Annotated in this window: 26 protein-coding genes; 10 read left to right on the plus strand and 16 right to left on the minus strand. The window is 55.0% G+C overall.

Features of this window, described 5'->3' with window-relative positions; genetic code table 11:
* The first annotated feature begins 393 nt into the window (after nucleotides 1–393).
* Together gshA and gshB are read left to right on the plus strand one after the other, a co-directional pair.
* Nucleotides 394–1,671 carry a glutamate--cysteine ligase gene (gene gshA, locus MPQ_RS12340; protein ID WP_041362419.1) on the plus strand — a complete coding sequence of 426 codons (1,278 nt, stop codon included), beginning with the start codon at nucleotides 394–396 and terminating at the stop codon, nucleotides 1,669–1,671.
* A gap of 1 nt (nucleotide 1,672) precedes the next feature.
* Complete coding sequence (gshB, locus tag MPQ_RS12345) at nucleotides 1,673–2,608, plus strand: glutathione synthase (RefSeq protein WP_041362421.1); 936 nt, start codon at nucleotides 1,673–1,675, stop codon at nucleotides 2,606–2,608.
* Nucleotides 2,609–2,641: 33 nt separating this feature from the next.
* Here the strand turns inward: gshB and MPQ_RS12350 are convergent, their stop codons facing one another.
* From MPQ_RS12350 to MPQ_RS12375, 6 genes are read right to left on the minus strand one after another with little or no spacing between them, the layout of a single operon-like run.
* Nucleotides 2,642–6,337, minus strand: a complete 3,696-nt coding sequence (locus MPQ_RS12350; RefSeq protein WP_013443295.1) for a pilus assembly protein — start codon at nucleotides 6,335–6,337, stop codon at nucleotides 2,642–2,644.
* Between the two features lie 11 nt (nucleotides 6,338–6,348).
* Complete coding sequence (locus MPQ_RS12355; protein WP_013443296.1) at nucleotides 6,349–6,969, minus strand: hypothetical protein; 621 nt, start codon at nucleotides 6,967–6,969, stop codon at nucleotides 6,349–6,351.
* 2 nt (nucleotides 6,970–6,971) lie between these two features.
* Entirely contained in the window at nucleotides 6,972–8,099 is a 1,128-nt protein-coding gene (locus MPQ_RS12360; protein WP_013443297.1) for a PilW family protein, read from the minus strand.
* Nucleotides 8,096–8,551, minus strand: a complete 456-nt coding sequence (locus MPQ_RS12365; protein ID WP_238525311.1) for a pilus assembly protein PilV — start codon at nucleotides 8,549–8,551, stop codon at nucleotides 8,096–8,098. The genes MPQ_RS12360 and MPQ_RS12365 overlap by 4 nt, the downstream gene beginning before the upstream one ends.
* Nucleotides 8,551–9,117, minus strand: coding sequence for a prepilin-type N-terminal cleavage/methylation domain-containing protein (locus MPQ_RS12370; RefSeq protein ID WP_041362900.1), 567 nt, complete (start codon nucleotides 9,115–9,117; stop codon nucleotides 8,551–8,553). Before MPQ_RS12370 ends, MPQ_RS12365 begins: the two co-directional genes overlap by 1 nt.
* A complete protein-coding gene (locus MPQ_RS12375) occupies nucleotides 9,117–9,557 on the minus strand; it encodes a type IV pilin protein (RefSeq protein WP_041362423.1) in 441 nt (146 codons plus the stop codon). The genes MPQ_RS12370 and MPQ_RS12375 overlap by 1 nt, the downstream gene beginning before the upstream one ends.
* 169 nt (nucleotides 9,558–9,726) lie before the next feature.
* On the opposite strand from MPQ_RS12375, the gene MPQ_RS13760 reads away from it, so the two are divergent.
* Together MPQ_RS13760 and lysA are read left to right on the plus strand one after the other, a co-directional pair.
* The gene (locus tag MPQ_RS13760; RefSeq protein ID WP_013443301.1) at nucleotides 9,727–9,885 is read left to right on the plus strand and encodes a lipoprotein; all 159 of its coding nucleotides are present in this window, start codon (nucleotides 9,727–9,729) and stop codon (nucleotides 9,883–9,885) included.
* 61 nt (nucleotides 9,886–9,946) lie between these two features.
* On the plus strand, nucleotides 9,947–11,194 hold the full coding sequence (lysA, locus tag MPQ_RS12380; protein ID WP_013443302.1) for a diaminopimelate decarboxylase: 1,248 nt from the start codon (nucleotides 9,947–9,949) through the stop codon (nucleotides 11,192–11,194).
* 89 nt (nucleotides 11,195–11,283) lie between these two features.
* Here the strand turns inward: lysA and purU are convergent, their stop codons facing one another.
* A complete protein-coding gene (gene purU, locus MPQ_RS12385; RefSeq protein ID WP_041362903.1) occupies nucleotides 11,284–12,138 on the minus strand; it encodes a formyltetrahydrofolate deformylase in 855 nt (284 codons plus the stop codon).
* Nucleotides 12,139–12,309: 171 nt separating this feature from the next.
* On the opposite strand from purU, the gene MPQ_RS12390 reads away from it, so the two are divergent.
* From MPQ_RS12390 to ispH, 3 genes are read left to right on the plus strand one after another with little or no spacing between them, the layout of a single operon-like run.
* On the plus strand, nucleotides 12,310–12,843 hold the full coding sequence (locus MPQ_RS12390; protein WP_013443304.1) for a GyrI-like domain-containing protein: 534 nt from the start codon (nucleotides 12,310–12,312) through the stop codon (nucleotides 12,841–12,843).
* The gene (locus MPQ_RS12395) at nucleotides 12,840–13,757 is read left to right on the plus strand and encodes a CobD/CbiB family protein (RefSeq protein ID WP_013443305.1); all 918 of its coding nucleotides are present in this window, start codon (nucleotides 12,840–12,842) and stop codon (nucleotides 13,755–13,757) included. The genes MPQ_RS12390 and MPQ_RS12395 overlap by 4 nt, the downstream gene beginning before the upstream one ends.
* A gap of 48 nt (nucleotides 13,758–13,805) precedes the next feature.
* Nucleotides 13,806–14,732: a 4-hydroxy-3-methylbut-2-enyl diphosphate reductase gene (gene ispH, locus MPQ_RS12400; protein WP_013443306.1), complete on the plus strand. Its 927-nt coding sequence runs from the start codon at nucleotides 13,806–13,808 to the stop codon at nucleotides 14,730–14,732.
* Nucleotides 14,733–14,805: 73 nt separating this feature from the next.
* Here the strand turns inward: ispH and MPQ_RS12405 are convergent, their stop codons facing one another.
* Nucleotides 14,806–15,186, minus strand: coding sequence for a DoxX family protein (locus tag MPQ_RS12405; protein ID WP_013443307.1), 381 nt, complete (start codon nucleotides 15,184–15,186; stop codon nucleotides 14,806–14,808).
* A gap of 88 nt (nucleotides 15,187–15,274) precedes the next feature.
* Here MPQ_RS12405 and MPQ_RS12410 point away from each other — a divergent pair, with 88 nt between their 5' ends.
* The 3 genes from MPQ_RS12410 (at nucleotide 15,275) to fae (ending at nucleotide 16,542) form a co-directional block, all read left to right on the plus strand.
* Nucleotides 15,275–15,457 carry a hypothetical protein gene (locus MPQ_RS12410; protein WP_013443308.1) on the plus strand — a complete coding sequence of 61 codons (183 nt, stop codon included), beginning with the start codon at nucleotides 15,275–15,277 and terminating at the stop codon, nucleotides 15,455–15,457.
* Nucleotides 15,444–15,887, plus strand: a complete 444-nt coding sequence (locus tag MPQ_RS12415) for a GNAT family N-acetyltransferase (RefSeq protein WP_015831080.1) — start codon at nucleotides 15,444–15,446, stop codon at nucleotides 15,885–15,887. Before MPQ_RS12410 ends, MPQ_RS12415 begins: the two co-directional genes overlap by 14 nt.
* 103 nt (nucleotides 15,888–15,990) lie before the next feature.
* Nucleotides 15,991–16,542: a formaldehyde-activating enzyme gene (gene fae / locus MPQ_RS12420; RefSeq protein WP_013443310.1), complete on the plus strand. Its 552-nt coding sequence runs from the start codon at nucleotides 15,991–15,993 to the stop codon at nucleotides 16,540–16,542.
* Nucleotides 16,543–16,694: 152 nt separating this feature from the next.
* On the opposite strand, the gene MPQ_RS12425 is transcribed toward fae, so the two are convergent.
* The 8 genes from MPQ_RS12425 to MPQ_RS12460 form a co-directional block, all read right to left on the minus strand.
* Entirely contained in the window at nucleotides 16,695–17,060 is a 366-nt protein-coding gene (locus MPQ_RS12425; protein ID WP_013443311.1) for a hypothetical protein, read from the minus strand.
* Nucleotides 17,061–17,183: 123 nt separating this feature from the next.
* The gene (sulP, locus tag MPQ_RS12430) at nucleotides 17,184–18,800 is read right to left on the minus strand and encodes a sulfate permease (RefSeq protein ID WP_013443312.1); all 1,617 of its coding nucleotides are present in this window, start codon (nucleotides 18,798–18,800) and stop codon (nucleotides 17,184–17,186) included.
* Nucleotides 18,801–18,925: 125 nt separating this feature from the next.
* On the minus strand, nucleotides 18,926–20,032 hold the full coding sequence (gene mutY, locus MPQ_RS12435; RefSeq protein WP_238525312.1) for an A/G-specific adenine glycosylase: 1,107 nt from the start codon (nucleotides 20,030–20,032) through the stop codon (nucleotides 18,926–18,928).
* A 151-nt stretch (nucleotides 20,033–20,183) separates the two neighbouring features.
* A complete protein-coding gene (locus MPQ_RS12440; RefSeq protein ID WP_013443314.1) occupies nucleotides 20,184–22,874 on the minus strand; it encodes an AsmA family protein in 2,691 nt (896 codons plus the stop codon).
* A 91-nt stretch (nucleotides 22,875–22,965) separates the two neighbouring features.
* Nucleotides 22,966–23,601 (minus strand): exopolysaccharide biosynthesis protein, encoded by a 636-nt coding sequence (locus MPQ_RS12445; RefSeq protein WP_013443315.1) that lies wholly within the window; start codon nucleotides 23,599–23,601, stop codon nucleotides 22,966–22,968.
* A 3-nt stretch (nucleotides 23,602–23,604) separates the two neighbouring features.
* Nucleotides 23,605–24,423: an undecaprenyl-diphosphate phosphatase gene (locus MPQ_RS12450; protein WP_013443316.1), complete on the minus strand. Its 819-nt coding sequence runs from the start codon at nucleotides 24,421–24,423 to the stop codon at nucleotides 23,605–23,607.
* Nucleotides 24,424–24,541: 118 nt separating this feature from the next.
* Entirely contained in the window at nucleotides 24,542–24,937 is a 396-nt protein-coding gene (locus tag MPQ_RS12455; RefSeq protein WP_013443317.1) for a YidB family protein, read from the minus strand.
* 86 nt (nucleotides 24,938–25,023) lie between these two features.
* Entirely contained in the window at nucleotides 25,024–26,370 is a 1,347-nt protein-coding gene (locus MPQ_RS12460) for a pseudouridine synthase (protein WP_041362905.1), read from the minus strand.
* Between the last annotated feature and the right edge of the window lie 38 nt (nucleotides 26,371–26,408).

Here is a 26,408-nt window from a genome sequence, read left to right on the forward strand (position 1 = left end):
TCAAAACGGGCGCAGCAATGCGCCCGTTTTTTATTGTTCATTAAACTCTTCAGCACACGGCGACCTGAGCCGCAGCAACATCGGTGGATTGGCTTGGCGTCATAAGGCGATTGCTTGGTTTTGCACATTCATGGTGCATAAATGCACATTTATCAGCTTTGGCAGGCCGTTTACCCCAGGAAAATAGCAGAGAATGCCGCCTCAAGAGCTGGCACAGCGTTTGCTTATGTATGATCAGGCATAAATTGCTCCACACCTCGGTGTTTCGAACATTTTATTGCTCGGTTTCCATGCATTATCTCCTCCTCTTCGGGCGCAATCTGCGCCCGTTTTTTTTAGGCAGATGGATGCAACTAAGCTAAAATCCTACGGACTCATACAATTTGATTGAATATGGTCCCTCATCTTACAACGGCCTTGACCGGCCCCCTGTTATCCCTTGAACAACGCATGCTGGCAGCCATGCCACAAATCGAACATTGGTTTCGCAGCCAGTGGGCCGAATACAGCGTTCCTTTTTATGCTTCCGTTGATTTGCGCAATGCCGGTTTCAAACTGGCTCCGGTAGATACCAATCTCTTCCCCGGCGGATTCAATAACCTGAATCCCGAATTTCTCTCCCTCTGCGTGCAAGCCGCCATGAGTGCAGTTGAGAAGATCTGCCCGGATGCCCGGCGCCTGCTGGTGATTCCCGAAAACCATACCCGTAATACCTTTTACCTGCGCAATGTGGCAGCGCTGACCAACATCCTGCGACATGCTGGTTTGGAGGTACGCATTGGCAGTATCTCGCCCGAAATTACCGAGCCGACCTACCTGGAAACGCATGATGGTGGCAGCATTCTGCTCGAGCCTGTGCAGCGCAAGGGCAATCGTCTGGTGCTCGATAATTTCGACAGTTGCGCGATTTTGCTCAATAACGATTTATCCGGTGGCGTGCCGGAGATTCTGCAAGGGCTGGAACAGAACCTGATTCCCCCTTTGCATGCTGGCTGGGCTACCCGCCGCAAATCGCAGCACTTCAGTGCCTACAACCGCGTTGCCCAAGACTTCGCCAATCTGCTTGGCATTGATGAGTGGTTGGTAAATCCGTATTTCGATACCTGTAGCGGCCTGGATTTTCATGCGCGCGTAGGCGAAGCCGAGCTGGCTGAAAAAGTGGAACAACTGCTCGCCAAAATTCGCATCAAGTATGCGGAATATGGCGTTGAGCAAGAACCGTTTGTCATCGTGAAAGCCGATGCCGGCACTTACGGCATGGGCATCATGACGGTGAAAAGCCCGGATGACGTCAAAGACCTCAACCGCAAGCAGCGCAATAAAATGGCCGTGGTCAAAGAAGGCCTGCAAGTATCCGAAGTGATACTGCAAGAGGGCGTATACACGTTTGAATGCATCCATGATGCGGTGGCTGAGCCCGTGGTCTACATGATGGATCACTTTGTGGTGGGCGGTTTCTATCGTGTGCATACCGGACGTGGCGTGGATGAAAACCTCAATGCCCCTGGCATGCACTTCGAACCCCTGGCTTTTGAAAAACCTTGCTCGCTGCCCGACTGTGCGGGAGCGCCGGATGCGCCACCCAATCGCTTCTATGCCTATGGTGTTGTCGCGCGACTAGCCTTGCTGGCAGCGGCAATTGAGCTGCAAGAACACGACCCAGACCAATAATATGCGGCTACTCTTCATTCTGGATCCGCTGGACAAGCTGGTCACTTACAAAGATACCAGCCTCGCCATCATGCGCGAGGCTGCGCGTCGCGGCCATGCGCTGGCCGTATGCGAACAGCAGCAAGTGTTGCTGCGACATGACAAAGTCACCGTGCAATATCGCGACTTTGCCTTTGGCGAGCATGGCTATGTGCTGGGGGATTTGCAGGAGACAGCGCCTGAGCAGTTTGATGCCGTGCTGATGCGCAAAGACCCGCCGTTTGATAACGAATTTCTGTATAGCACCTATCTGCTGGAAATCGCCGAACGTCAGGGCGCGCGCATTCTGAATGCACCACAAGCGGTGCGTGGCTGGAACGAGAAACTCTCCATCACCCGCTTCCCGCAGTTTGCACCGCCCTTTCTGGTGACACGCCAGCGTGGGCTTATTCGCGAGTTTCTGGCGTTGCATGGCGATATCGTAGTCAAGCCGCTGGATGGCATGGGCGGTAGCAGTGTGTTCCGTTTGACGCAGCAAGATCCGAACATAGGCGTGATTCTTGAAACCATCACCGACTTCGAAAAGCGTACCGTCATGGCCCAGCGCTATCTGCCAGAGATCGTTAAAGGCGACAAACGCATCCTGATCATTGACGGGGAGCCAGTACCTTACGCCTTGGCACGCATCCCGCAAAATGGCGAAACACGCGGCAACCTGGCAGCAGGCGGCAAAGGTGTAGCGCAACTGTTAACCGAACGCGATCGCGAGATTGCCACTACCGTCGGCAAAGTCTTGAAAGCGAATGGGCTATTCCTGGTTGGGCTTGATGTAATTGGCGACAGCCTCACAGAAGTGAATGTCACCAGCCCGACCGGCATGGTAGAGATTGCCGCACAAACTGACTGCAACCCGGCGGCATTGATGGTGGATGCGCTGGAAACACTAGCGACAAAGTAAAGGCTCCAACGCGGTTGGAGCCTGATGACATCTCTATTCCGTGGTGATCTCTCTCCAACTGGCACGTATTGATGTCTGATCAACCCCACCTGTAGGGCCAGGACCACCTGTACATGAAGGACATCCGATGTCACCTCCCACCGTTGAGGTGTTATAACGCAAGGTTCCATTCGGCAGGGTATATAGCGAGAGGCCAGTAATCAACCCACCCGAAGAGTTATAGCTGCCCTGCGCGCTAGTGCCTGCCGTCGTGAAGCGACCCGTTTTGTAATCAAAGAAATAGATCCAGCTATCTCCGCCTGGACTGCAGGCATCCCCGCTAGGAATACCACTTGCCACCACCAGCGTACCTAGCCCCAGTTGCGGATTGACGAAGACCCGCTCGCCGGTGGTCGGAAGATCGGCGTACCAGCTGCCATTGACGCCAGTGCCACTGACGGTAGCCGTATTGCCTGATTTGGTAATGGTGATGGCATTAGTCCGCGGATTACTGATCGCTGTACCAGTATCGCGCAAGGCATAAATACTCTGCACACCCGTCGTTGCCAAATCCGTCAAGCCCAGATATGCACCCGTAGCGACATATACGATATGCGCGGTACTGCCCGAGATCGCTCCAAGTTGAGGCTTAGTGGTGATGGGCTGCGCGGTGTTACCATATTTCAGCTGAGCCAAAGTAGACACATTGTAATCACTCATGTTGAAGCGCCAGACATTACCCAACATATCTCCACCATAAACCTGGGTGATCGTGGCGTCGGCATTCGGATTATCCGCCCAGCCAGCAATTCTGGATAATCCACTAGGCGTCGTGGTGTCACCCACGCCAGTCGAGACTTTTCTGATCAGCGCACCTGTCAGGGCATTCAATACATACAAATAGCCCTTGCCATCGCCTGGTGTGACATTGTTGTAACCTGAAGTCACCATCACCACCCAGGTACCATTGGGCAACTTGCCTATCACCGGGTTGCCAAAACTATAGCCCAGGTTTTCGTCAGCTACATCGCAATAGGTGCTATCGCTGCAGAATTCCCATAACCCGCGCGGTGCAGTGGGATCTGTCACATCCAGTGCGTAATAGCCACGCCCACCTGCATTCAGACCGCCCACCAAAATGGTTTTCCAGCCACCACCCGCATAAATATCCATCACGATAGGCGAACCGTCTACATAATACTTGTGCTTGGAGGAGTAATTTTTATCCGCCAAAGCATACATATTCTGCATAACCACCCGCGGTACAAACGCCCAGCGCTCCGCACCCGTGTCGGCATTGAATGCATGCAGCATGCCATCATTCCCGCCAACATATAACGTAGCTGGTCGATTGGCATTAGCTGACTTGAAGGCCCCATAACTGGGCGAAACATAATCACCAAAGTTGTAACGCGGCGCTTTCACATAGGCCGGAATCGAGTTGGCGAGATCGCCCAGCACATGATCACGATCGCGAAACGCCTTGCTCGCTTGCGGGTTGCTGCCGACATTTTCATGCTGGCTTTGACCACGCAGGAAGTTGATCAGATTGGTCGCATTGTTCGCAATGGTTTGGGTCGCGGAATTCAAGACCGGACACTGGGAAAGCTTGCTGCACTGGTTGGTAAACAGCAGCACTTCGCTGGAAGTCAGATTGGCGGTGTTAAACGGTACCAGCGCACGGCTGGTATTCATTTTGTATATGGTACGGGTATCGGTATCGATACCGCCTTTGGCATCGAGCTGGCTCTGTGCCGACCACAAGTTGGCCGAGGTGGCCAGGCCCGTGGTCAGATCGACGGTACCCGCAACAATCTCACCATCCCACTTCACTGTCCGATAGGTGGCATTAAAGGCGTAGTTATCGCCTGACGTCAGATTCGGACTACTGGTGGTCGCGGCCGACGCATCAGTGGATTTGGTATTCACCGCGGCCAATGCCGTTTGCAAGCCGGACGTTACTGCAGAGGGATCAGATGCGCTGAAATACTGGCCCCGGCCATTCACGGCCGCGTGCCACAGATCATCGACGGCGGTGAGCGTATCAGCCACGGGAACCGGCCAATTTTTAACGCCATCAATAATGTCCTTGAAGTCGCCTTGTGGCGTCTGGTAATAGGGGTCGTACTCCAGTTCACCATTCAGACCCAGGCCCAGGGTAAAGGTCACCATATGCTGCTGGTTATTGTTATCGGTAGGTGACTTCAAGAGATCACTGGCAGGCATGGATGGTCGCAGATCGGTCTGGTAATAGTACAGGGCCACATCCGCCAGAGTATTGGTTGAACCAGCGAGACCACCATCGTATACCCCATCAGAACGCTTGGCGTAGCCAGTATTTGTATTGTCCTGATTGCCGATGGCGCTGCTACCGTCCAGTTGCACACCCGCATTCCCATTCCAGTAACCATCCGTGGTCAGAATCGTGAAATTCTGCTGGCAGGAATACTGCATGGGGTCATCCGTGGTCATCGAGTTGATGCCATTCGTTTTACCACCGTAGTAACGCCCTACTCGAGAAAGCGCCTCGCGCAGAGGAGTACCACCGCTGGGGTCCATGCCATACAGGCGCTGGTACCAGGTTTTCTTGTTGGTAGCGTTAAAGGTATCCAGCTTGAGGAATTTGCTGGAAGCAGTATTGAGCGTCAGAAACCCCACGCGGTAAGCATCATCCAGCGAGCTGAAAGCACGGCCTGCCGAGCTTTTCATATTCATCATGCGGGTGCGGTAATAGGCATACCAGTTGGCAAAATTGTTCATTTCTTCGGTATAGCTGCATGTGCTGCCACTGCAATCCGAGCGACTGTCAGCCTTGGGGAAAGTGGCGCCCGAGACGATATTCACGCGCCGGAATTTGCCGTAGCGGGCATAGCGGAAACCAGCGCTCAGGTTGAAAGCCGCCTGGCAGCTATTCGCTGCAGGATTTCCAGAAGTACCGGCATTGGTATTGTTGTTGCAATAGCGCACATAGGCCGGAAAACTATAAGTACTGTTAGCCGCGGCTTGTACATTGCAGGTTTTCAAGTCGGCGCGTGTGCAGTACTCGATCGGCGTGATGGTGTAGTAATGCGGATTCGAGTTTATCGTGGTCGGATAACGGTAAGTGCCGGTGGTCGAAGTGTAGGGATTGGTTCGATCGTTATCGGGAAAATCATAATCATCGTAAGAGCCGGAGCTACGATAATCGATACCGTTACGCTTACAGGTCGTGCCATTGGAGTTGCAGTAAACCCGCTCAGGAAACGCAGTCTGGATATTCACTGTCCCCGACGTCTGACCGCAACTGGTGTTCATCGTATGCCCATTGGTACGCACTGCTGTCCAGGTGGTCTGGCTGGGCAGGTTGCTGGTGGGATCGCACGGATTCACCGGCGGCGTATAAGTAATATTCGGGTTGTAATAGGTAGCGTTGTGGTAAAAGCTGTAAAAAGGGGGATCGCCACCATCCACCATGGCCGCGCCGTCATCACGGCCTCCTGAACATTTAGTACTGCCGCCATTAACCAGCCGGCAGTTATAAATAGTGCCGGCAGAGCTGGTATTGGAAACGTTATCTGGCAGGTAATTGAAGTCCATACTGCCAGAGTCATCCAGCACGAACATGACGTTCGGCTTGACCACAGTGCCTGAATTATTTGAGATCGGCGCACTGGCAATATCGGTCAGGGCCGCGGTGGCGGGCTGGGCCAAGATCAAGCCCAAGCCAGTCAGAAAAATCGACAGGCATTTTTCAAGTTTTCTGTTCAGCATTTTCCTGACTCCTAAGGCTTCACTGTAATGGTGCTCTGGGTGATGCTCACTGCATTGCGAGGGCCTTTTACCCTGGTGGTCACGCGGTAATACACCATGAACCCTCCGGTATAACTCCCACCGCCGCCACCTTCCGAGCCTCCGGCGTTCTGAGCGTTGCCATCAGCCATTGTTCGCTTGATGCAGAGTTGTCCATTTTCCCCTGTGGGATCAAAGGCCACGCCCGCCAACTTGCACATGCGCTGGATGACATATTGCGTCGTATTGCCCGCAGCATCGCTAGATAGAGTGACAGCGCTGGTCCATGCCGACTCGGCCACCCAATTGCGGTCATTCCATACAGCGAGGGTCGAACCCGGAGAACCTCCGTTAGCGGGCAATGATGAAAAATACCCACTGCCAGGACTATCTGAGGTTAGCGATGGCTGATTGGCAGACAGCCATTGATACGCAATCTGAGTACCGCGATCTGAGGACATCAGGGCGGATTTTTTGAACGCCACATTACCGGCAATGATATTGCCGGTATCCACAGAACGCACCAGCGCAACACCCGCCAAGGTCATGGCCACCAGAAAGATCAGGGCCAGAAACAGCACGACACCGCGTTGTGTGTTGGGAAGGTTACGCATCACTAGGGTACCCATACCAGATTACGCAAGACATTGGTGGTTTCAAAAACCCGATAGCGGTAGCACCGCCAATCGGCATTAGTGCCTACATTGGAAAAGGTTTTCGTCGTCACGCCATCGGGCCGCCAGACGGGCAAGGTGGTGGTGACATTACAAGCGGCTTCGCGCTTAATGCTGCGCGCCACCAGACCATACCGTATCGCCTTGACCTGCGACCAGGCTGTGTTGAGGGCAGCAAAATTAGCCCCGGTAGGCGTCACGGTATCCCAAGTGTTAATCACTCCGCTGCCAGTGGTGTCCTTGCCATACTCGGCCTGGAGATCAACGATATCGGTGGCAATAATGCTTTGCGAACCCGTCATATTATTGGTTTGCACGAGATTTCTGCGTCCTGAGTTATCCTGCACGATGCTGTAACTATTATTGACGGGCGATGGCCCCAAATTGAATAGCAAACTATTTTTAGGATAAAGAGGCAGAACGCCATCGTTATAACGAAAACTCTGTGTGACAGGACCTAGCTGGTAATTTCCTGTCTCGTGCATCACCCGGCCCACGCTGTCATCCGCCCCACTATACTGGATGACATCCCCGGTTCCGGTAGTGCCGTCCGCCAGCACCAGCACATCTCCCAGTGTGTAGCCATAAATGGTATTTTTCCCCGTGTTGCTTGCATTCACTGTGATACCTTCTGCGCCCTTCGCTTCTAGTCGCGTATATTCAGGCACAAGAGTAGTAGCGGCATTGCCATAGCTCACCACAATGGTATCTGGGGCATCAGCAGCACCCTGCATAATCAGGATAGGCACAAAGACAAAAGGGGTTGCTGCCACCGTGCGTGGCCCTGAGTCGTTAAGGTTAACTGTCCCCCCCATGAAACCAGACACCTCACAAGCACCGGAACATGGAGTGATGTTCATGCCATATCCTGCCTGCCGCATATCCTTGTCCATTAGCAACATCGCCAGAGCTCCATTTTGTTGCGCGTCGCTACCGCTGGTGGTGGTCTGTTTGCTCTGTTCGGTAATCGAAAACACTTGCGTAATAACAAGGCTGCCCAGCAAGGCGATCACGATGCCGACCATCAACTCGACCAGACTGAATCCACGAGAAAAATGTTTTGTTATCATGATTTGCTTGCGCTGATATAAGAGACCGAGCGGAAATTGTGCCGACCTTCATTGGCAGTGGCACCCGGCGCTTGCCAGAAAACATTCACCGTGACGGTCCAGCCGTTGGCGGCACTGCCGGCGATAGTAATGGTGGGCGCATTCACATTGCCTTGTACATTCACCCCTGGCAAGGTGCCGATGTTGGCTAACCAGGGGGCAAGTGCTGTTGCCGTCCCACCGGGGTAAGCATAGGTCGAAATATTGGGTACATCCGCCCACATGAGGGACACGATACGCTCGGCATACAAACTAGCTTCCAGACGATATTGGGCGTCAGCCACGGTTTTGATCGCCGACGCATGCAAGCCCACGATCGCCAGTATCCCGATAGAAAAAATCAGGATGGCAATCAGGCCTTCGAGCAGAATGGAACCTCGCTGGGCAGAGCGGTGTTGAGAGGGGGGCGACATCAACATCTTCTGCCATCTCCAGTTAAGGTAACATTTGGGTCACAGCTGCGCACCGAGGCGCCACGGATCTGAATACGCAGTTCTCTGCTTTGCTCAGTAGTAATGCTGTCGTTATCAATAATGATATCGCTGATCGAACTCGCCAATGACACCCCACCAACATCCGGATCAGGTATCCGCCCCATCCCATTAAATGTAATAGTCGCAGCACCGCCGGGAGTGACCGTTGTCTTAACCGCACTGGCACTTTCTGAAGCATCGCGGCTCTGGATAATGGCGGGACAATCTTGCAAGCCATCACCATCGTTATCACCCACCACGGTTAGGCAACCTACGCTCCATCCGGTCTGGCCTATCAGGGTAAAGCGCACCTGGGCATTGCGACGCACGGCCTCGGCCCGTGCCAGTTGCAAGCCATTCAAAATGGCTTCGGACGCTGACTTGATTTGTACATTGGCCATGAAAATACGAAAACTGGGAATCGCCACGGCTGCCAGAATGCCAACAATGCTGATCACGATGAGCATTTCAATCAGCGTAAAGCCTGGCGCATGACGGGTTGGCATCAGCAACTGCTCCCTGCCTTGGTCAACCAGCATGTTGCCGAAGTCTGAGTCGTACTCCCGAACTTGGTCTTTGAAGTTTTGGCGTTGTTCTGGTCTATGGTGTAAACAAAGCTGGCCATGGGGCCGTTGCCGGTCGCCGTAATCAAATAAGACTGCCCCCCATTGTTGGTGGCACATGCCACATCAAAATGATCGACCGGTGAGGGTATCGCACCGCAAGCCCCTCCATTCGCATAGGTGCGATTATCCTGATAGTAGCGCTCCATGCGATTACGCATTTGCGACAACTCCGCGGTTGCCTGGGGAATCTGGGCACGCTTCACGTAATCGGTATAACTGGGATAAGCAACGGCAGCCAGGATGCCGACAATGGCAACCGTGATCATCAACTCAATCAATGTAAAACCAGCTTGCTGGCAATCTCGGAATACTTGGCGCATGGCGTACCCTTTCTAGGTAACTGAATCATGCTTATCTTAGCGCGCAAACGCCAGTCTCGCCCGACGTATGGTCAATTTTGGGCGATAAGCGGCGCGCAAGTCCTCCGCCATGCGATATAGAGGCTTTGTGTTAAAATACACAGGCTTTTCACTTGTACAGGCACACCCCATGCGCGCAGTTCTCCTCGGCCTTTTATTTACCATCAGCCTCGCTGCCTGCGGCACCAAGGGGCCGCTTTACATCCCTGAAAAGCAATATCCGCTCGATCCGGCGGAGCGAAAAGCGGTACCCAAACCCGCCAAGCAAAGCAGCGACCAGGTGCCCTGAGGCAGTTGGCAGCTGAAATTCTTTGTAATCCCTTACACCCACACGGCATAGATCAACTCACGTGAACGCATTTCAACTCAAGAACGGCCAACTGCACGCCGAACAAGTGCCGCTGAACCAGTTGGCAGAGGAATTCTCCACCCCTTGCTACGTCTACTCGCGTCAGGCGCTGGAAACGGCCTATCGCGACTTTCAGCAAGGCTTTGCGGGGGTAGACCACCTCGTGTGCTTTGCGGTCAAAGCCAATCCCAGCCTGGGCGTGCTGAGCGTATTCGCCAAGCTGGGCGCCGGGTTTGATATTGTTTCCGGTGGTGAGCTGGCGCGCGTACTGGCAGCGGGCGGTGATGCCTCCAAAGTGGTGTTTTCCGGCGTGGGTAAAACCGCCGATGAAATGCGGGCTGCTCTGACCGCGGGGATTTTCTGCTTCAATGTGGAGTCCGCAGCCGAGCTGGAACGATTGAATGAGGTGGCAGGCAGCATGGGCAAAATCGCCCCGGTATCGCTGCGGGTCAACCCTAACGTGGATGCCAAAACCCACCCTTATATTTCCACTGGCCTTAAGAACAACAAGTTCGGCGTTGCCTACGAGCAGTCACTGGCGCTTTATCAGCAGGCCGCGGCCATGCCCAACATTGACGTGCACGGCGTGGATTGCCATATCGGCTCGCAGCTGACTGAGCTGTCGCCGTTTCTGGACGCGTTTGACCGCGTCCTGGCGCTGGTTGACCAGCTGGAAGCAGCTGGCATTGCTATCCGCCACATCGATGCAGGTGGTGGTATTGGCATTTGCTACAACGAAGAAACACCACCGGATTTTGCCGCCTATGCCGCGGCGATGTTGAAGAAGCTGGGTGATCGCAAGGTCAAGCTGGTGTTTGAGCCTGGCCGTGCACTGGTAGGGAATGCTGGCGCCTTGCTGACGCGTGTGGAATACCTCAAGCACACCGAAGCCAAGAACTTTGCGATTGTGGATGCCGCCATGAATGACCTGATGCGGCCTGCGCTTTACGATGCTTACCACCAGATTGCCGAAGTCAGCCCCGATGCCACGCCCAAAGAGATATACGAAATTGTGGGCCCGGTTTGTGAAAGCGGCGACTTTCTTGGCCATGACCGTGAACTCGGCCTGAAGCAAGGCGATCTGCTGGCGATCCTGTCTGCAGGCGCTTATGGCATGAGCATGAGCTCCAATTACAATACTCGCCCCCGGGCTGCGGAAGTCATGGTGGATGGTGCAAGCTATCAACTCATCCGCAAGCGGGAAACCATTGCCGAGCTGTTTGCGCTGGAAAATGTCGTAAAAGACTGATCTCATCCATCTGCAAACAAAAAAGCGAACGGTTGCACGTTCGCTTTTTTGTTTGGCTTTACGACTGGTCGCCGCTTAAATGCAGCCGCCTAATCAAAAATCACCGTCTTGTTAGCGTAAAGCAGAATACGGTTTTCAATGTGCCAACGCACGGCGCGCGACAGCACCACGCGTTCCAGATCACGCCCCTTCTGGATCAGGTCTTCCACCTGGTCGCGATGGGAAATACGCGCAATGTCCTGCTCGATAATCGGGCCTTCATCCAGCACTTCGGTTACATAATGGCTGGTCGCCCCGATCAGTTTGACGCCGCGCTCAAATGCCCGATGATACGGACGCGCGCCAATAAACGCCGGCAGGAAGGAATGGTGAATATTGATGATGCGCTGCGGATACCGCTGCACAAAGGCAGGCGACAATATCTGCATGTAACGCGCCAGCACGATGAGGTCCACGCCGTATTGGTCAAACAACGCAAACTGCTTTGCTTCGGCTTCGGCCTTGTTGTCACGGTTCACCTCCACATAATGGAAAGGGATGCCATGGTACTCAGCCAGCCGCTCGGTATGGCGGTGGTTGCTGACAATCAGCGGAATCTCGCAAGCCAGTTCACCACTTTGGTGACGGTGCAGCAAATCGACCAGGCAATGATCGTATTGCGACACCATGATGGCCATGCGAGTGCGCTTCTGACCAAGCTTGAGCTGCCAGGTCATGCTGAAACGCTCGGCTATAGGCGTGAAATGCTCAGAAAAATTATCGGCATTGATGGCAGAATCGCTGAGATCCCACTCAACCCGCATCAAAAACAGGCCGTTTTCAGCGTCCTGATGCTGGTCAGCATGCAGGATATTGGCATTGTGGCGGTATAAAAAATCCGCAATACCTGCAACGATCCCTTTCTGGTCCGGGCAGGTCACCAGCAATGTGGCGGTATTCTTCATCATGGTCAGGTCGGCGATGCCGTCTTTTTTCGAAAAAACAGGATTATAGCAACTAAGGCCAGCACAAACGAATAGGCGCAAGCTGAATCAGTGCAAGGCGGGCAGGGTTGTGGTATCTTTTACCTTGATTATTGCTTCCCATGCCGCCACCCGCCTCAAGCACCTATACCCGTGAAAAAACAGCTACCCATTATCTTTATCGCCTTCATTCTGCCCATTACTGCCATGCTGTGGTGGTGGGGGCTTTTCAGCACCCCCAAGCTACAGATTGAACGGGCCGGCGATTATCACTATGCGTATCTGGAAGCGCAGGGTGTTTATTCCAAACTCGGCGAAACGCTGGCAGAGGTCAAGCAGGAGCTGGACAGACAAGGTATCAGCCACGGCGCTGAAGTTACGCTGGTCATGACCGACCCCCGCAAAACCAAGCCCGCCGACTTGCTGGCACGCACCGGCTATATGATTCCAGCAGATGCAAAACTGCAATCTCCGCTTAAAAGTGCGACCATTCCCAAACGTGAAGTGGTGGCTGTCAGCATCAAGGCGCACCCGCTGCTCGCCTATGGCAAAACCTACGGTGCCCTATTGGACTATACGAATCAGCACCACTCTTCATTACAATTACCTACGCTGGAAATTTTCGAAAACAGCGTATTACGGGTAGAAATGCCGTTATCGCATGAACCGCAGGATGCATCTCCATGAATTTCATTGTTCTGGTCAGCGCGCTCGCTCTCAGTTACTACCGCCCGCATAAAAGCCTGGACTGGCTTTTTCATATTTGCACGCCTTATGCACAATTGCTGGAACGCAACTTCAATGGCGGGAAAAACCGGCACGGCGTTGTAGCCTGGACCCTGGGTGCCCTGCTGCCTTCCATCGTGATTGGCTTTCTGTATTACGGCCTGATGGAGCTTAACGTCATCGTTGGCATGCTGTTCGGCATTGCCGTGCTCTACCTCATCCTGCGGTTCAGCCGGTTCAGCCAGCGCGCCGAGCGCATTGCCACCGCCCTTGCTGACAAAAACATAGATGAAGCCCGCACACTGCTCAGCCAGTGGGAGCCCCCGCTGGAAACCAGCCATTACAATGCTGCTGAAGTCGCCCGTGTCAGCATTGAAACCACACTGCGCCGCGCCCACCAGGGGCTGTTTGGACCTATTTTCTGGTTTGTGCTGCTGGGCCCCGGCGGCGCGCTGCTTTATCGGCTTTCGCACCTTTTCATGCAAAGCTGGGAACCCCATCTGGATAACCACTTCCATCGTTTCGCCCACCGCGCATTCGAGTGGCTGGACTGGCTGCCTATCCGTATTTCGGGCGCGTGTTTTGCCATTGTGGGCGACTTTGAGGATGCCGTTTATTGCTGGCGCACGCAAGCTGCCGGCTGGCCAGAGCAATCCCTGGGGATCATTCTGGCGAGTGGCGCAGGTGCCTTGGGCGTAAGATTGGGTGAGCCGCTGCCATATCGCGGCGTATTGCAGTTCCGTCCGGAGCTCGGCCTGGGTGATGAAGCCGATGCCGATTATCTGAAAAGCGCGGTAGGCCTCGTGTGGCGCGTGCTGGTCTTGCTGGTCGGCCTGCTGTTGCTGTTAACCTTTGCCCACTGGCTGGGCAACTAGGGTGGCCATAAGCTGCCCATCATTGTTAAGCTGAATCGAAGACACTCTATGGATATCGTACTTGCCAACCCACGCGGCTTCTGTGCCGGCGTCGATCGCGCCATCATCATTGTGGAGCAGGCGCTGGAGAAATTTGGCGCCCCCATCTACGTGCGCCACGAAGTCGTACACAACAAATTTGTCGTGGATGAACTCAAGCGCAAGGGCGCCGTGTTTATCGAAGAACTGGAAGAAGTCCCGCCAGGCAATACCGTGATTTTCAGCGCACACGGTGTGTCGCGCGAAGTCCGTACCGACGCCGAGGCGCGCGGTCTGCGCGTGTTTGATGCCACCTGCCCGCTGGTTACCAAAGTCCATAATGAAGTCGCTAAAATGCGTCAGGATGGCAAAGAGATCGTCATGATCGGCCACAAGGGTCACCCTGAAGTAGAAGGCACCATGGGCCAGTCTGATGGCGGCATGTATCTGGTGGAAAAACCGGAAGACGTGGATAGCCTCCAGGTCAAAGACCCCGCCAAACTCGCCTATGTCACGCAGACGACGCTCTCCATTGATGACGCTGCATCTATCGTCACCGCCCTCAAGGACAAATTTCCCCTCATCAGCGCGCCCAAAAGCGACTCCATCTGCTATGCCACGCAAAACCGCCAGGATGCCGTGAAGGCGATGGCCAAGGATTGCGATCTGGTGATCGTGGTGGGTTCACCGAATAGCTCCAACTCAAACCGCTTGCGTGAAGTGGCACAGAACCAGGGCATCGAGTCTTACATGGTCGATAACGCCAGCTACCTGAACGCCGACTGGCTTGCAGGCAAAAAGCGCATCGGCGTTTCCGCTGGCGCCTCCGCACCCGAGATTCTGGTGAAAGAAGTCATCCAGCGCCTGCAGGAAATGGGCGCGGCCGAGGTCACTGAGTTGCAGGGTGTGGTTGAGAATGTGGTATTCCAACTGCCTAAAAACCTCAAATCCGCCTGAAATAAACCCCAAAAACCTATAAAAAAGCCCCGCATTGCGGGGCTTTTTTTATGCAGAAGTACTCACTGGCCTATTACTTCTTGAGGTTATCCAGGCTGAACGCCGTTTTGGGATTAACCGCCAGAATGATCATGCCACCCGCAATCGCCATGTACTGCATAAAGACGATAGGTTCATTGAACTTGAGTATGACGGCGACAAATATGGAATAAATGGCCAGGGTAATCGCCGCGCCACGGGTTTTGAAGCCTAGGAATAACAGGCTACCTGCCACCAGCTGAACCAGTATCATGATGGGAGCGAATATGGTGCCCAGTCCGTGTTGTGCCAGAAAGTCCTGATATGCCGAATAACCATCCGGATTCTTGAAAATCAGCATCAATTGGATAATGATGGAAACCAGATAAATTTGCGCCAGCAGCAGACGACCGATCAGACTGAAAAATTTGTTCATACACACTTTCCTGAGTTGGTAACATGGCAAAACGGCATGATGCCTGCAAGCCTGACTGGCCGCAAGCCCGCAACACGAAGGAGCAAGCATGAAAATCCTCATTATCCTTGGCGCATTACTGCTTGTTGCATGCAGCCCCGAGCCGGATCACAGCACGCCCAAAGTCGCGGAAGAGGCACGTGCGGCGCTGGATAAAGCCAAGCAGGTGGAAAATACCCTGCAGCAATCGGAGCAGGCACAGCGCGAGCAGATTGAGCATGCCTCCGAGTAATACCTGCCCTGGTTACATTATCAAGCCAGTGTGCTGGCAGCAGGCAGGGGCATCCCTGATGTATGTGCGCCGCACGGTGTTCATGCAGGAACAACAGGTGCCAGAATCGCTGGAGTGGGACGGGCTGGATGAAGAGGCCCACCATCTGCTGGCCTGCACCTTTGGACATGAGGTGATCGGTTGCGCGCGCATACTGCCGGATGGACATATTGGCCGCATGGCCGTGATGCCGGGGTGGCGCGGCCATGGGGTTGGCCGGGCACTGCTCGATAAAGCCGTCACGCATTGCAGCCATCTGGGCCTGCGCGAAGTAAAACTTTCCGCGCAAACCCATGCCATCGCGTTTTACCAGAAGGCCGGTTTTGTGGTGTGCAGCGCGGTCTACATGGATGCGGGCATCCCGCATTGCGACATGATCCTTACGCTGTAAGCCCCGCAACGACTGTTTGCCCCACCCTGCCCGCTTGGGTAAAATGCAGGGTCAAGATTTTCTTCAAACCCCTCTTTTTCTTATCCCACAAAAGGAATTCCGCATGTCAAAAATTATCATGAAAGCCGGTGAAGCTACCGTATTCAGCGAAGGTAAAGACGTTACTGCAGCGATGCCAGAAATCGTCATTGGCGCTGTAGACGGCCCAGTAGGTACCGCATTTGCCAACATGATGGCGCAGAGCAAGGGCCACACTGCCATGTTCGCCGTACGCGACATCAACCAGCTGGTACGCCCTGCCACCATGATGGTGCCTAAAGTCACGCTGAAGGATTCCACCAACATCGAACTGTTCGGTGGCCTGGTACAAGCCGCGACCGCTGATGCGATTCTGGACTGTGTGATCGAAGGCATCATCCCCAAGGATCAAGTCAATGACCTGTGCATCATCAGCCTGGTGTGGATTGATCCGGGCTGTGCAGCCCTGGCCAAGGAAGGCACGCTGGACAAGGCAGACATGTACAAAAACAACTACGATGCCACCAAGCTCGCCATCAAGCGTGCACTGAACGATGAGCCGACCATTGATGAACTGATCGCCAATCGTCACAAGATCAAGCATTGCATGTGGGAAGACAGCTGGGATCAGAAGTAATCAGCCCCGCTGAGCTTTAAGAAGGGAGTCCAGGCATTATGCGCTGAGACTCCCAGCATCAAAAAACCCCGGAAGTTTTTACCTTTCCGGGGTTTTTTATTGGCGTGCAGCCTGAATCTAGCGGTGCCGATTCAGGCCTTGGCTGTCAGTGCTTAATACTTCTTCACCAACTCGGGGGAGAATGGCTCCAGCACGCAACGCAACTCCAGCACTTTTGCCTTGTTAGGGGCTTTGTCTGTGGTCGCGTCAAATTCAATCACGCTCTGGTCACGGTTGGTCCAGATAAACCCACCGCCTTTGTTCACGTTACCTGCCATGTATTGGACAGCTTCGGAGCATGCACTCACATCATCGTAAACGCCTGTTTTGATGAGGTAGTGATTATCCAGATGGTCAAGTATTGCGACCATACTGCTCCATTGGCCCGCACGTGGTTGGGGAACACTCACCTCGGCGGCCATGGCATTGCCAGCCAACATCAGAATAGCGGCAGCAGTCAGGGTTTTCATAGCTTGCATCGTCTTCTCCTTTTTTATATCAACATTATCAATCAAGCATAGGTACGACCATGCCAGGCTTGAAAAGTTGAGATATTTATCGGGAGACCCGTCAGATGGCGCTCTGAAAAGCGTTGCCCGGGCTTATGTCAGTTGCGTCAGATCATCAATGACATTGGCTGCGCCCAGCTGGCCTAACAAGCCAGCGCGTTGCAGTTTGTAACACACATTGGCACGCATTCCACATAACACCAGGCGCGTATCGTGTTTATTGCAGGTATCGCGCAAATCCCACAAGGCCTGCATACCCGTCGCATCCACAAACGGCACATGCTCCAGTCGCAACACCAGCACGCGTGCATGGGCATGCACATGTTCAAGCGTGGTTTCCAGCCGCTCGGCAGCCGCAAAGAAAAAAGGCCCTTCCATATCGAACACCACGGTTTGCGGCGGCAAGGTGTAGCCATGGTGAGCGGCATGCTGCTGCACTTGCGCATCCGTCTGCCGGGTAAGTACCACGGCATCGGACATGCGCTTCATGAACAGCAGAGCGGCCAGCAATACGCCAATATTGACCGCGATCACCAGATCACCAAAGACCGTCAGCAAGAAGGTAATCAGCAGCACTGCCACATCTGCACGGGGAGCCGTCGTCAGCATATGGCGGAAGCGCCCTATTTCACTCATGTTCCACGCCACCACAAACAGAATGGCCGACAACGCGCACAAGGGAATATGCGCCGCCAGCGGCGCCAGTATCAATACAATCAACAGCAAGGTAAGCGCATGCACCAGCCCAGAGAGCGGACTGGTGGCCCCATTGCGGATATTGGTCGCCGTACGGGCGATCGCCCCGGTGGAAGCAAAGCCGCCAAACAGTGGGGAGAAGATATTGGCAATACCTTGGCCCACCAGCTCCTGATTCGAATTATGGCGGGTTCCCGCCATGCCATCGGCCACCACGGCAGATAGCAGAGATTCAATCGCCCCCAGCAAGGCAATGGTAAAAGCGGGCCCGATCAGATGCAGCACTTCAGACAGGCTGGTCTCCGGCCAGGCAAATTGCGGCAATTGTTGCGGTATCCCGCCGAAGGCACTGCCTATGGTGGCTACGCCATCCAGTCCCAGAGCGGCATGCAGCAGGGTTGCCGCCAGCATGGCGACCAGGGGCGCCGGAATACGCTTTAGTACGCGCGGCGAATACAGCAGAACGGTCAATGTGAATGCAGCCAGGAGTAAAGTGGGAACATGGGTCTGCGGAATGGACTTCAGCAGATGCCAGAGCTTCTGGTGAAAGTGCTCCGCACCCGGTTGCACAGGCAGGCCGAGAAAGTCTTTCCACTGCCCGACGAAGATAATGACAGCAATGCCGCTGGTAAAGCCGATGATGACGGGATCCGGGATATAGCGGATAACTCCGCCCATACGCGCCAGGCCCATGCCAATGAGCATGAATCCCGCCATCAGCGTGGCAATCTGCAAACCTGAGATACCGTACTGTGCGGTAATCCCCGAGAGAATGACAATAAAGGCACCGGTGGGCCCGGCTATCTGCAGGCGGCTGCCGCCAAAAAGTGAGGTCAAGGCTCCGGCGATGATCGCGGTATACAAGCCTTGCTCGGGTTTGGCGCCGGAAGCAATGGCAAAGGCCATGGCCAGTGGCAACGCCACTACACCGACGATGACGCCAGACACAATATTTGCCACCCAATGCTCCCGGGTAAGCAATCCTGCGCGTTTAGCTTCAAGTATGGCAATCATGATGGCACCCCCATTCTTGCACACAATACCCGCTAACTTCAAATGGGTATTACGCTATCCGGGGAGAATTAAGCAATGAAGAAATAGGCACTGGCCCAAGTGCGCCTTCGCGCATGTAAAGCGGATCAGAGCAAGGCGGTTTGCTGCCAGCGCAACTGCTCCAGCAGTACACGCACGGGCGCGGGTATGCCCGCCTGCACCGCGGCTTCCAGCGTCAGCCATTGAATATCGGGGGTTTGATTTGCCGTCAGTGCCGCCTCAACCGCCAGGGGCTGCGGCAATATATGCAGCTTGAAATGGCTGAACACATGGGTCAGCGTGCCGAAGGGTGGTAACTTCTGCGTCTGAAAGCCATAACGCTCAACAGCGGCCTGCTGCGCATCCAGTGTGCTATCGACTTCCGGCAGGCTCCATAAGCCGCCCCAGATGCCTGAACCGGGGCGCTTTTCCAGCATGACCTGATTGTCGTGCAGCAATATCAGCATGGTGGTGGATTTTTCCGGGATCGCCTTGCGCGGCTTGGAAGCAGGCAATTCACGCGTGCGCCCTTCACGGTATGCCAGACACGTCGTCTGCAAGGGGCAGGCATCGCAGCGTGGGCGGCTGCGCGTACACAAGGTGGCGCCCATGTCCATGAGTGCCTGAGCGTAGGGGCCGTGCTCTTGTGCTGGCTGCAGGCGCTCTGCGAGTGCCCACATCTGCTGTTCCACGCGCGGCAATCCAGGCCAGCCCTCAATGGCAAAATGCCTAGCAAACACGCGCTTTACATTGCCATCCAGTATCGGGTGTGGCGCCTCGAATGCAAATGAGGCGATAGCCGAGGCGGTTGAGCGGCCTATGCCAGGCAAAGCCTGTATGGCTTCCAGCGTTTGCGGGAACACTCCACCATGCACTTCCATGACCTGCTGAGCTGCCTTGTGCAGATTGCGCGCGCGGGAGTAATAACCCAGCCCGCTCCAGTGCTGCATGACATCATCCTGTGTCGCCATCGCCAGGCTGGCAATGGTAGGAAAGCGCTGCATGAAGCGCTGGTAATACCCTATCACCGCCGCCACCTGGGTTTGCTGCAACATGATTTCCGACACCCAGACCGCATAAGGGTCGCGCGTTTGCTGCCACGGCAGATCATGGCGGCCATAGCGCTTCTGCCAGCTGATCAACTTGCTGGCAAATGAGACCTCAGAGTCTGCAGGTACAGGCTCTGGCGAGAGAGTATGTACTGACTCAGGCATGCCTATCCCCTGCATGCGGCACCCTCATGCTCGACCCGTTTGCAGAGAGCACGGCTCTTGGGCAAATGCACCTGGAGTCACCATCAGCAGCAGCCTTTTCAGGCGATACAGGCAAGTCGGTCGGCAGTTGCATTAACAAATGATCCAAGAATCAAAACCCCAGCAATTTGTTGAGTTTTTTCTTGGCCTTTTCTTCCGGTGTTTCTTTTGGCGTGGCATCGGTATTGGAAGGCTGGCCATCTGCAGGCACCGTGGTGGTGTCTTTCTTGCCACCCAGCAAGGATTTCAGAGCTTCCTCCTTATTGCCGCCCATGAGGTTCTTGACGGCTTCACCTTTGGTACCACCCACGCCCTCCAGTAACTTGTTCTTGGCAATGGCAGCGCCCAGGCCAGCGAAGTCGATGGCATACGCGGGCTGGGCAAACGTGCCACTGAGCTTGATGGGAATGGTCAGGCCATTCATCTCGGACAAATCGGCACCGCCCTGGCCCTTGAGTGTATTCACCACCGTCGGCTTGGCCACGTAATCCAGGGTTTCATTGGCAATATCGATATCGCCACTGCCGGTAATGCGGAACAGGGGCGCTTTCATGCTGAGGTCTTCGTTATGCGCCACGCCATTTTTGATCGTGAAGCTGGCCGACATTTCGCTGAAATCGGTCTTCTTGCTCTTGTCGCCCGTCACACTGCTTTGGCCCTTCAGCACATTCAGCTTGTCTTTCACGCCGCGCAGGGTGCCCGCAACATCAATCCCTTTAACGGCACCATCGGCAAGGTTAAGCGCGGCCTTGCCGTTCAGGGCTTTTTTTAGGGCACTGACGGTCCCTCCCTGCGTCGTGATATCCAGATTGAGCGTGCCCTTGCCGCTCAACATATCGTTATTGATGGCATCGGTAAGCAAGGGGCCAATGGCGATGCCTTTCATGTCCTGCCTGACGGTGATGCTGGGGGTAGTGCGAGCATCCACTTTCAGGCTGCCATTCACACTGCCTTCATACAGATTGGCCGACAAGGGCGCCAACTCAGCCACGCCATCCTCTGCCTTGAGCTTGAGGCGCACGTTGGTGGACTTGATGTTCGCCACTTTCAGCCAGCCTATGCGCAGTTCGCCATTGGCATTGAATTGCTTGAGCGCACTCAGATCAATGGGCGCATCGGTCTGCGGCTTTTTAGCGGCATCACCAGGCTTGGCGGGGGGAGCATCTGATTTTGTGATGTATTTGTCGGCATCAAGCTTGTCGATGTCGATATCAAAGCGGTAGATGGGGTTGGCAAAGCGGCTGATACCAAGGCTGCCGGCAATCTGGCTGTCATCCAGCTTCACGCTCAGCGGCTTGATATCCAGGGTCTGCCCGTCGGCTTTGATACCAAGTTTGAGATTACTCAGCTGGTATTTGTCATAGACAATGCGGCCCATCTGCACATTGCCCTGCAAGCGCAAATTCGCCAATGCTGAAAGATCTGCAGGTTTGGCTGGGCTGGATTTATCCACTGCTACGGGCTTGCTGCTGGCTTTGCTAGCGGGGCTTCCCAGCAGGGCGTTCAAGTCCAGCGCATCGCCCGTCAGGTTAAAACGGATGTCTGGCTGGTCAAATTTGCTCACGGCCACATCGCCCTTGAGCCGGGTGGCATCCAGATTCAGCGTGAAGTCACTATTCACCAGCTGCTGTTTGGCATCCGCATGCAGCTTGAAGGCAAAATCGCCCTGCATTTCGCGCTTGGGCAAGGCAGGGTCATTCACGTTGATCTTGCCCACCAGCTTGGGCAGATCAAACACCTGGGTTTCAAGATTGCCAGTGAAGGGGGAGTTGAAGGTGCTTTGCAGCTGATGCTCGCCCTGCTTCACATTCACTTCACCGCTGATACCGCTACTTTGCACCGCCTTGGGCGAGCCTTTGAGATCGGCCAGCACCAGTTTGGCGGTGAGGATGTCGCTGCCTTTTTCCTGGCTGAGATTGATGCTAGCCTGCTTGCCGCTGACCGTGTCCTGCTGCACGCGGATTTGCGGAGCATCCAGCGCTACTTTGAGCTTGGCGCCATCCTGCGTGGCTGCCAGAGCAAGCTTGAGGCTATCCACCAGCAGTTCCATGTGCTCCAGTCGCGCATCCACATCGCCACTGAGCGTCAGATCCGCATCCTTCAGGGTGGCAATATCTCCCTTGATGCCCGCATCCAGGCCCTTGACGGCAAAATGCTGTTGCTCGGGGTCGGCCAGCACATTGCCCTTGATGCTCACGCTGGCCTTCACGGCAGGATTATTCGCCTCCAGCTCAAAATCACTTGCCAGATCAAAGGGGGTGCCCAGCGCCACATGACCGGTCTTCAGATTGAATTTGCGCAGCGCCAGCTGCTTGTCCGTCATCTCGTCGCGCACGTTCAAGGCGGCATTGGTAACGTTGATGCCATCAATATCAAACTTGATCTGCTCGGACTCTTCTTCATCCTTGCTCATCAGATCGTCAAAGTTGGTAGTGCCATCCTTGTAGCGCACGATATTGGCACGCACGCCGTCCACATACACCGTATCCACCACCAGCTGTTTTTTGAGCAATGGCAGCAGGGCCAACGAGACCTTGAGGCCATCAACAGCAGCAAACTCCTTGTCACTGTTGTGTTCGGAAATCGAAATGCGGCCGAGATCCGCCCCTATGCTAGGCCAGAAGGCAAGCTTGATATCGCCATCCAGATGCAGGGTGCGTTGTTTTTTCTCTTTGACCAGGTTTATCACGGTTTGCTTGTAGTCGTTGGGGTTGAAGGTCGCGGCCACAATACCCACCACCACCAGCAAAACGACCACCACAGCGGCCAGGCCTATCAGGCCGAATTTGAGTAGTTTATTCATGCACAACGCCTCCTCGTATTTGCAGCCTGCCTGGCATGGCGGCTACTTATTCGTGATTTCACACCGCTAACAATCATGCAGCAACGGGGTATTAGCCACCCCAACCGAATCTGGACATGGCCTCCGCCCCCAGATAGTAAATGCCAAAGAAGAAAAATCCAAAATAGACGGTGGTGAAGATCAACCAGAAAAAAGCGATCATCACCATCAGGCCATCCTGCTCAAGCTGACCTATGCAGTAAAACAAGATGGCCAGCCCGGGCAGCACATTATTGAGCGGCAATACACCAAAGGGAATCGCCATCAACAGACCTGAGGCGATCAGGATGAAACCACCTATCTTGCGGCCCCGCTCTCCCTCCACCAGGCGTGGATATCGCTGCGGGCGACTAAAGCGGCGGCAGAATCCGACCACCTTGAGGCTGATTTTGGCCAGCATGCGCCAGCTTTTTTCGCTCATGGTCACGCCACGAATTTTTTGCGGCAGCACTGGCGATTCCGCCCCACGCCACAGTTGCCAGCCCAGGGCAGCAAACGTGAAGCCCCCCAGCACTGTGAGCGGCCCCAGCGGAATGGGCTGCAACAGCGGCAACACCAATATCAGCGCGATCAAGCCGAAGGCAGCATGATCCAGACTATCCAGCGCCTCGCCCAGACTCAGCGGACGCTGCTGCGCCGTCTCGGCAAAGCCACTCAATATCTCAACGACACGTTCGTAGCTATGCATGCCTTAAGCGAACTTGAGGAAGTAGATCAGCACCAGCGTGCCAAACACGATGCGGTAATAGGCAAATGCGCGGAAATCATGGTTAGCCACATAGCGAATCAGGGTTTTCACCGCGATCAGCGCGGCAATGAATGCCATGATGAAGCCCACGGCGAACATGGGAATGTCATCGGCGCTGAATAAAGCGCGGTTTTTGAACACATCGTAACCACTGGCCGCCAGCATGACAGGGATCGCCAGAAAGAACGAAAACTCGGTGGCCGCCTTGCGCGACAAGCCAAACAGCATGCCGCCCAGGATGGTGGCACCCGAACGCGAGGTGCCGGGAATCATGGCCAGCGACTGGGCAAACCCGACTTTGAGTGCCTGCAGGGGCGTAATGTCATCCAGCGTGGCCGCCTTGTGCACGACATCCTTGCCATCAAAATGGCGTTCAATCCACAAGATAAGGAAGCCGCCGACGATCAGCGCCACTGCGACATTGATGGGCGAAAACAGATGGGTCTTGATAAAGCTGTGAAAGACCAGGCCCAGCACCGCTGCTGGCAGAAAACCGATAAATACGTTCAGGACAAAGCGTTGTGATTTCGGGTTGCTGGTCAGCCCCTGGGCGATCCCGGTCAGGCGCGTACGGTATTCCCAGCATACGGCGAGAATCGCCCCAAGCTGGATCACGATCTCAAACACCTTGCCTTTGTCATCGTTGAAATTGAGCAAATCGCCTGCCACGATCAAGTGGCCGGTACTGCTGATGGGGAGGAACTCGGTGGCGCCTTCGAGGATGCCCAGAATGGCGGCTTTGAGGAGTAACAGCAAATCCATGGATATTATTTCTCTTGTTCAGTGTTGTAATGAAAGGCACAGCATAAGCCTGCAACATGACTCCCATATTGCGCTTAAGACCCAAGCAACTTATGGGCCTGCATACTGAGCTGCAGGATTACATGCGTCGCCAGGCCGACAGGGCCTGCGCCATCAGGTCGGATTGGGTTTGTGGCACCTTGCCGTCGGGGCTGAGCTTGTCCACCACCTTGGGCAGATAATTTGCCAATGTTCGCGCGACCTCATCCAGCGACATATGAAATTTTTGCGCGATATCGGTCAACACCTGTGTGCCAAGAGCCGCTTCTATCTGATCAGGCGCCAGCGGCAGATTTTCACCATTCGCCAGCCAGGAATCGACTTCTTCGGCCATGCCAGCATCGCGGAATTTCTGCAGCACGCCAGGCGCGCCACCATTACGTTCGATAATTTCCAGGGCAACCTGGAACATGCGGCCTTGTTCGCCACCCATTTTTGCGGCCACGGAGCCCGCAATGCTACTAAATAAACCCATGATTCAGCTCCTTACTGTTCAGTCTGGCGTCAAGGTCGTTGACTTCGTATGCGCTTTTTCCACTGAAAGATAAAGCCTGGTCTGCATTAAAACCGTTCGCCGGGACGCAGGTAACGCCATTGCCCCGGTGGCAACTTGCCCAGGGCCACACTGCCGATGCGCACGCGCTTCAAGCCCACCACATGCAGACCTACCAGCTCGCACATGCGGCGGATCTGACGCTTGCGACCTTCGCGCAGCACAAAGCGCAACTGGTCTTCATTCTGCCAGGACACTTTGGCTGGCTTGAGTTGAACACCATCCAGGCTCAAGCCATGGTTAAGCTTGCGCAAACCTTCATCCGACAAGGTACCCTCTACACGCACCAGATATTCTTTTTCGGTTTGTGAATCCTCGCCAATCAGCTGGCGTGCCACGCGGCCATCCTGCGTCAGCACCAGCAAACCGGTGGAATCAATATCCAGGCGACCGGCCGGGGCCAGCCCTTTCAGGAATCCACGTCTGAACTCTTTTTGTACCGGGTCTTCTGCCCAGTGATTATCGGGATGCACCAAGACGACAGCGGGTTCATACCCGTCTTCTGCCTGACCCGACACATAGCCCACTGGCTTGTGCAGCAGGATGGTGACAATCTCGGACTGATGTTTCTCTGCCTCTTTACTGACTTCGATGTTGGCGTCGGGTTCCACACGGGAGCCCAATTCGTCCACGACCTGGCCATTTACGCGCACCCAGCCATTCACAATCCACTCGTCTGCTTCGCGTCGCGAGCACAGGCCAAGCTCCGCCATGCGCTTGGAAAGCCGCGGCAAATCAGGCTGCGACGCCACAGGCTTGGGTGTGAACATCGGGTTCTGCGTGCGATCGCGATTGAAATCGCCCGCCACAAAACCATCGCGTGCCTTGCCACCCCGGCGCGGGGTATCACGATCACTGGCAAGCCTATCAGCGCGATCAGCTGCAGGGCGGCGTGGGCGCTCGCTACGCTCAGCCGGACGCTCGTCGCGCTGACGATTCTCGGGGCGTGCGTTATCCGCACGGGGGCGCGATTCGCCGCTACGCGCCGGACGATCTGATGCAGAGCGCCTTGCTGGCTGGCGCTCACTGGCGTCACGATCCGCGGCTACGCGGCGTGGGCAATCATTCTCAGCCGGGCTCTCGGCGACCTGATGTTCATGCAAGGTGCCATCGTGCCGATGATTGCGCTGACGCTTGGGCGCCGCACGGTCAGCAGCTGGGCGGGCACTGACGGCTCGCGCCGGCTTGTTGGCAGGAACGCGTGCTTCTGCTTCCTTGGCCGGAACATGGGCCACCGGTTTTGACGCCGCATCACGCGGACGCTTGGCCGGGTCTGCGCGCCGCACCGGTTTACGGCCGGAAGGTGCATTGGAATCAGCGGGTGTTGCTTTGGGGGGGAGTTTTAGAGTGGTCACAGCTAGGGTCTCGTAAGACAAGGCTAGATTTTACCTTG

The sequence above is a fragment of the Methylovorus sp. MP688 genome, from assembly GCF_000183115.1.
GTDB lineage: Bacteria > Pseudomonadota > Gammaproteobacteria > Burkholderiales > Methylophilaceae > Methylovorus > Methylovorus glucosotrophus.

Excerpts from the sequence above, each read along its gene's own strand:
- gshA (WP_041362419.1), top strand. The coding sequence starts at position 394 with ATGGTCCCTCATCTTACAACGGCCTTGACCGGCCCCCTGTTATCCCTT.
- gshB (WP_041362421.1), top strand. The coding sequence starts at position 1,673 with ATGCGGCTACTCTTCATTCTGGATCCGCTGGACAAGCTGGTCACTTAC.
- MPQ_RS12350 (WP_013443295.1), bottom strand. The coding sequence starts at position 6,337 with ATGCTGAACAGAAAACTTGAAAAATGCCTGTCGATTTTTCTGACTGGC.
- MPQ_RS12355 (WP_013443296.1), bottom strand. The coding sequence starts at position 6,969 with ATGCGTAACCTTCCCAACACACAACGCGGTGTCGTGCTGTTTCTGGCC.
- MPQ_RS12360 (WP_013443297.1), bottom strand. The coding sequence starts at position 8,099 with ATGATAACAAAACATTTTTCTCGTGGATTCAGTCTGGTCGAGTTGATG.
- MPQ_RS12365 (WP_238525311.1), bottom strand. The coding sequence starts at position 8,551 with ATGTCGCCCCCCTCTCAACACCGCTCTGCCCAGCGAGGTTCCATTCTG.
- MPQ_RS12370 (WP_041362900.1), bottom strand. The coding sequence starts at position 9,117 with ATGCCAACCCGTCATGCGCCAGGCTTTACGCTGATTGAAATGCTCATC.
- MPQ_RS12375 (WP_041362423.1), bottom strand. The coding sequence starts at position 9,557 with ATGCGCCAAGTATTCCGAGATTGCCAGCAAGCTGGTTTTACATTGATT.
- MPQ_RS13760 (WP_013443301.1), top strand. The coding sequence starts at position 9,727 with ATGCGCGCAGTTCTCCTCGGCCTTTTATTTACCATCAGCCTCGCTGCC.
- purU (WP_041362903.1), bottom strand. The coding sequence starts at position 12,138 with ATGAAGAATACCGCCACATTGCTGGTGACCTGCCCGGACCAGAAAGGG.
- MPQ_RS12395 (WP_013443305.1), top strand. The coding sequence starts at position 12,840 with ATGAATTTCATTGTTCTGGTCAGCGCGCTCGCTCTCAGTTACTACCGC.
- ispH (WP_013443306.1), top strand. The coding sequence starts at position 13,806 with ATGGATATCGTACTTGCCAACCCACGCGGCTTCTGTGCCGGCGTCGAT.
- MPQ_RS12405 (WP_013443307.1), bottom strand. The coding sequence starts at position 15,186 with ATGAACAAATTTTTCAGTCTGATCGGTCGTCTGCTGCTGGCGCAAATT.
- MPQ_RS12410 (WP_013443308.1), top strand. The coding sequence starts at position 15,275 with ATGAAAATCCTCATTATCCTTGGCGCATTACTGCTTGTTGCATGCAGC.
- MPQ_RS12415 (WP_015831080.1), top strand. The coding sequence starts at position 15,444 with ATGCCTCCGAGTAATACCTGCCCTGGTTACATTATCAAGCCAGTGTGC.
- fae (WP_013443310.1), top strand. The coding sequence starts at position 15,991 with ATGTCAAAAATTATCATGAAAGCCGGTGAAGCTACCGTATTCAGCGAA.
- MPQ_RS12425 (WP_013443311.1), bottom strand. The coding sequence starts at position 17,060 with ATGCAAGCTATGAAAACCCTGACTGCTGCCGCTATTCTGATGTTGGCT.
- sulP (WP_013443312.1), bottom strand. The coding sequence starts at position 18,800 with ATGATTGCCATACTTGAAGCTAAACGCGCAGGATTGCTTACCCGGGAG.
- mutY (WP_238525312.1), bottom strand. The coding sequence starts at position 20,032 with ATGCCTGAGTCAGTACATACTCTCTCGCCAGAGCCTGTACCTGCAGAC.
- MPQ_RS12440 (WP_013443314.1), bottom strand. The coding sequence starts at position 22,874 with ATGAATAAACTACTCAAATTCGGCCTGATAGGCCTGGCCGCTGTGGTG.
- MPQ_RS12445 (WP_013443315.1), bottom strand. The coding sequence starts at position 23,601 with ATGCATAGCTACGAACGTGTCGTTGAGATATTGAGTGGCTTTGCCGAG.
- MPQ_RS12450 (WP_013443316.1), bottom strand. The coding sequence starts at position 24,423 with ATGGATTTGCTGTTACTCCTCAAAGCCGCCATTCTGGGCATCCTCGAA.
- MPQ_RS12455 (WP_013443317.1), bottom strand. The coding sequence starts at position 24,937 with ATGGGTTTATTTAGTAGCATTGCGGGCTCCGTGGCCGCAAAAATGGGT.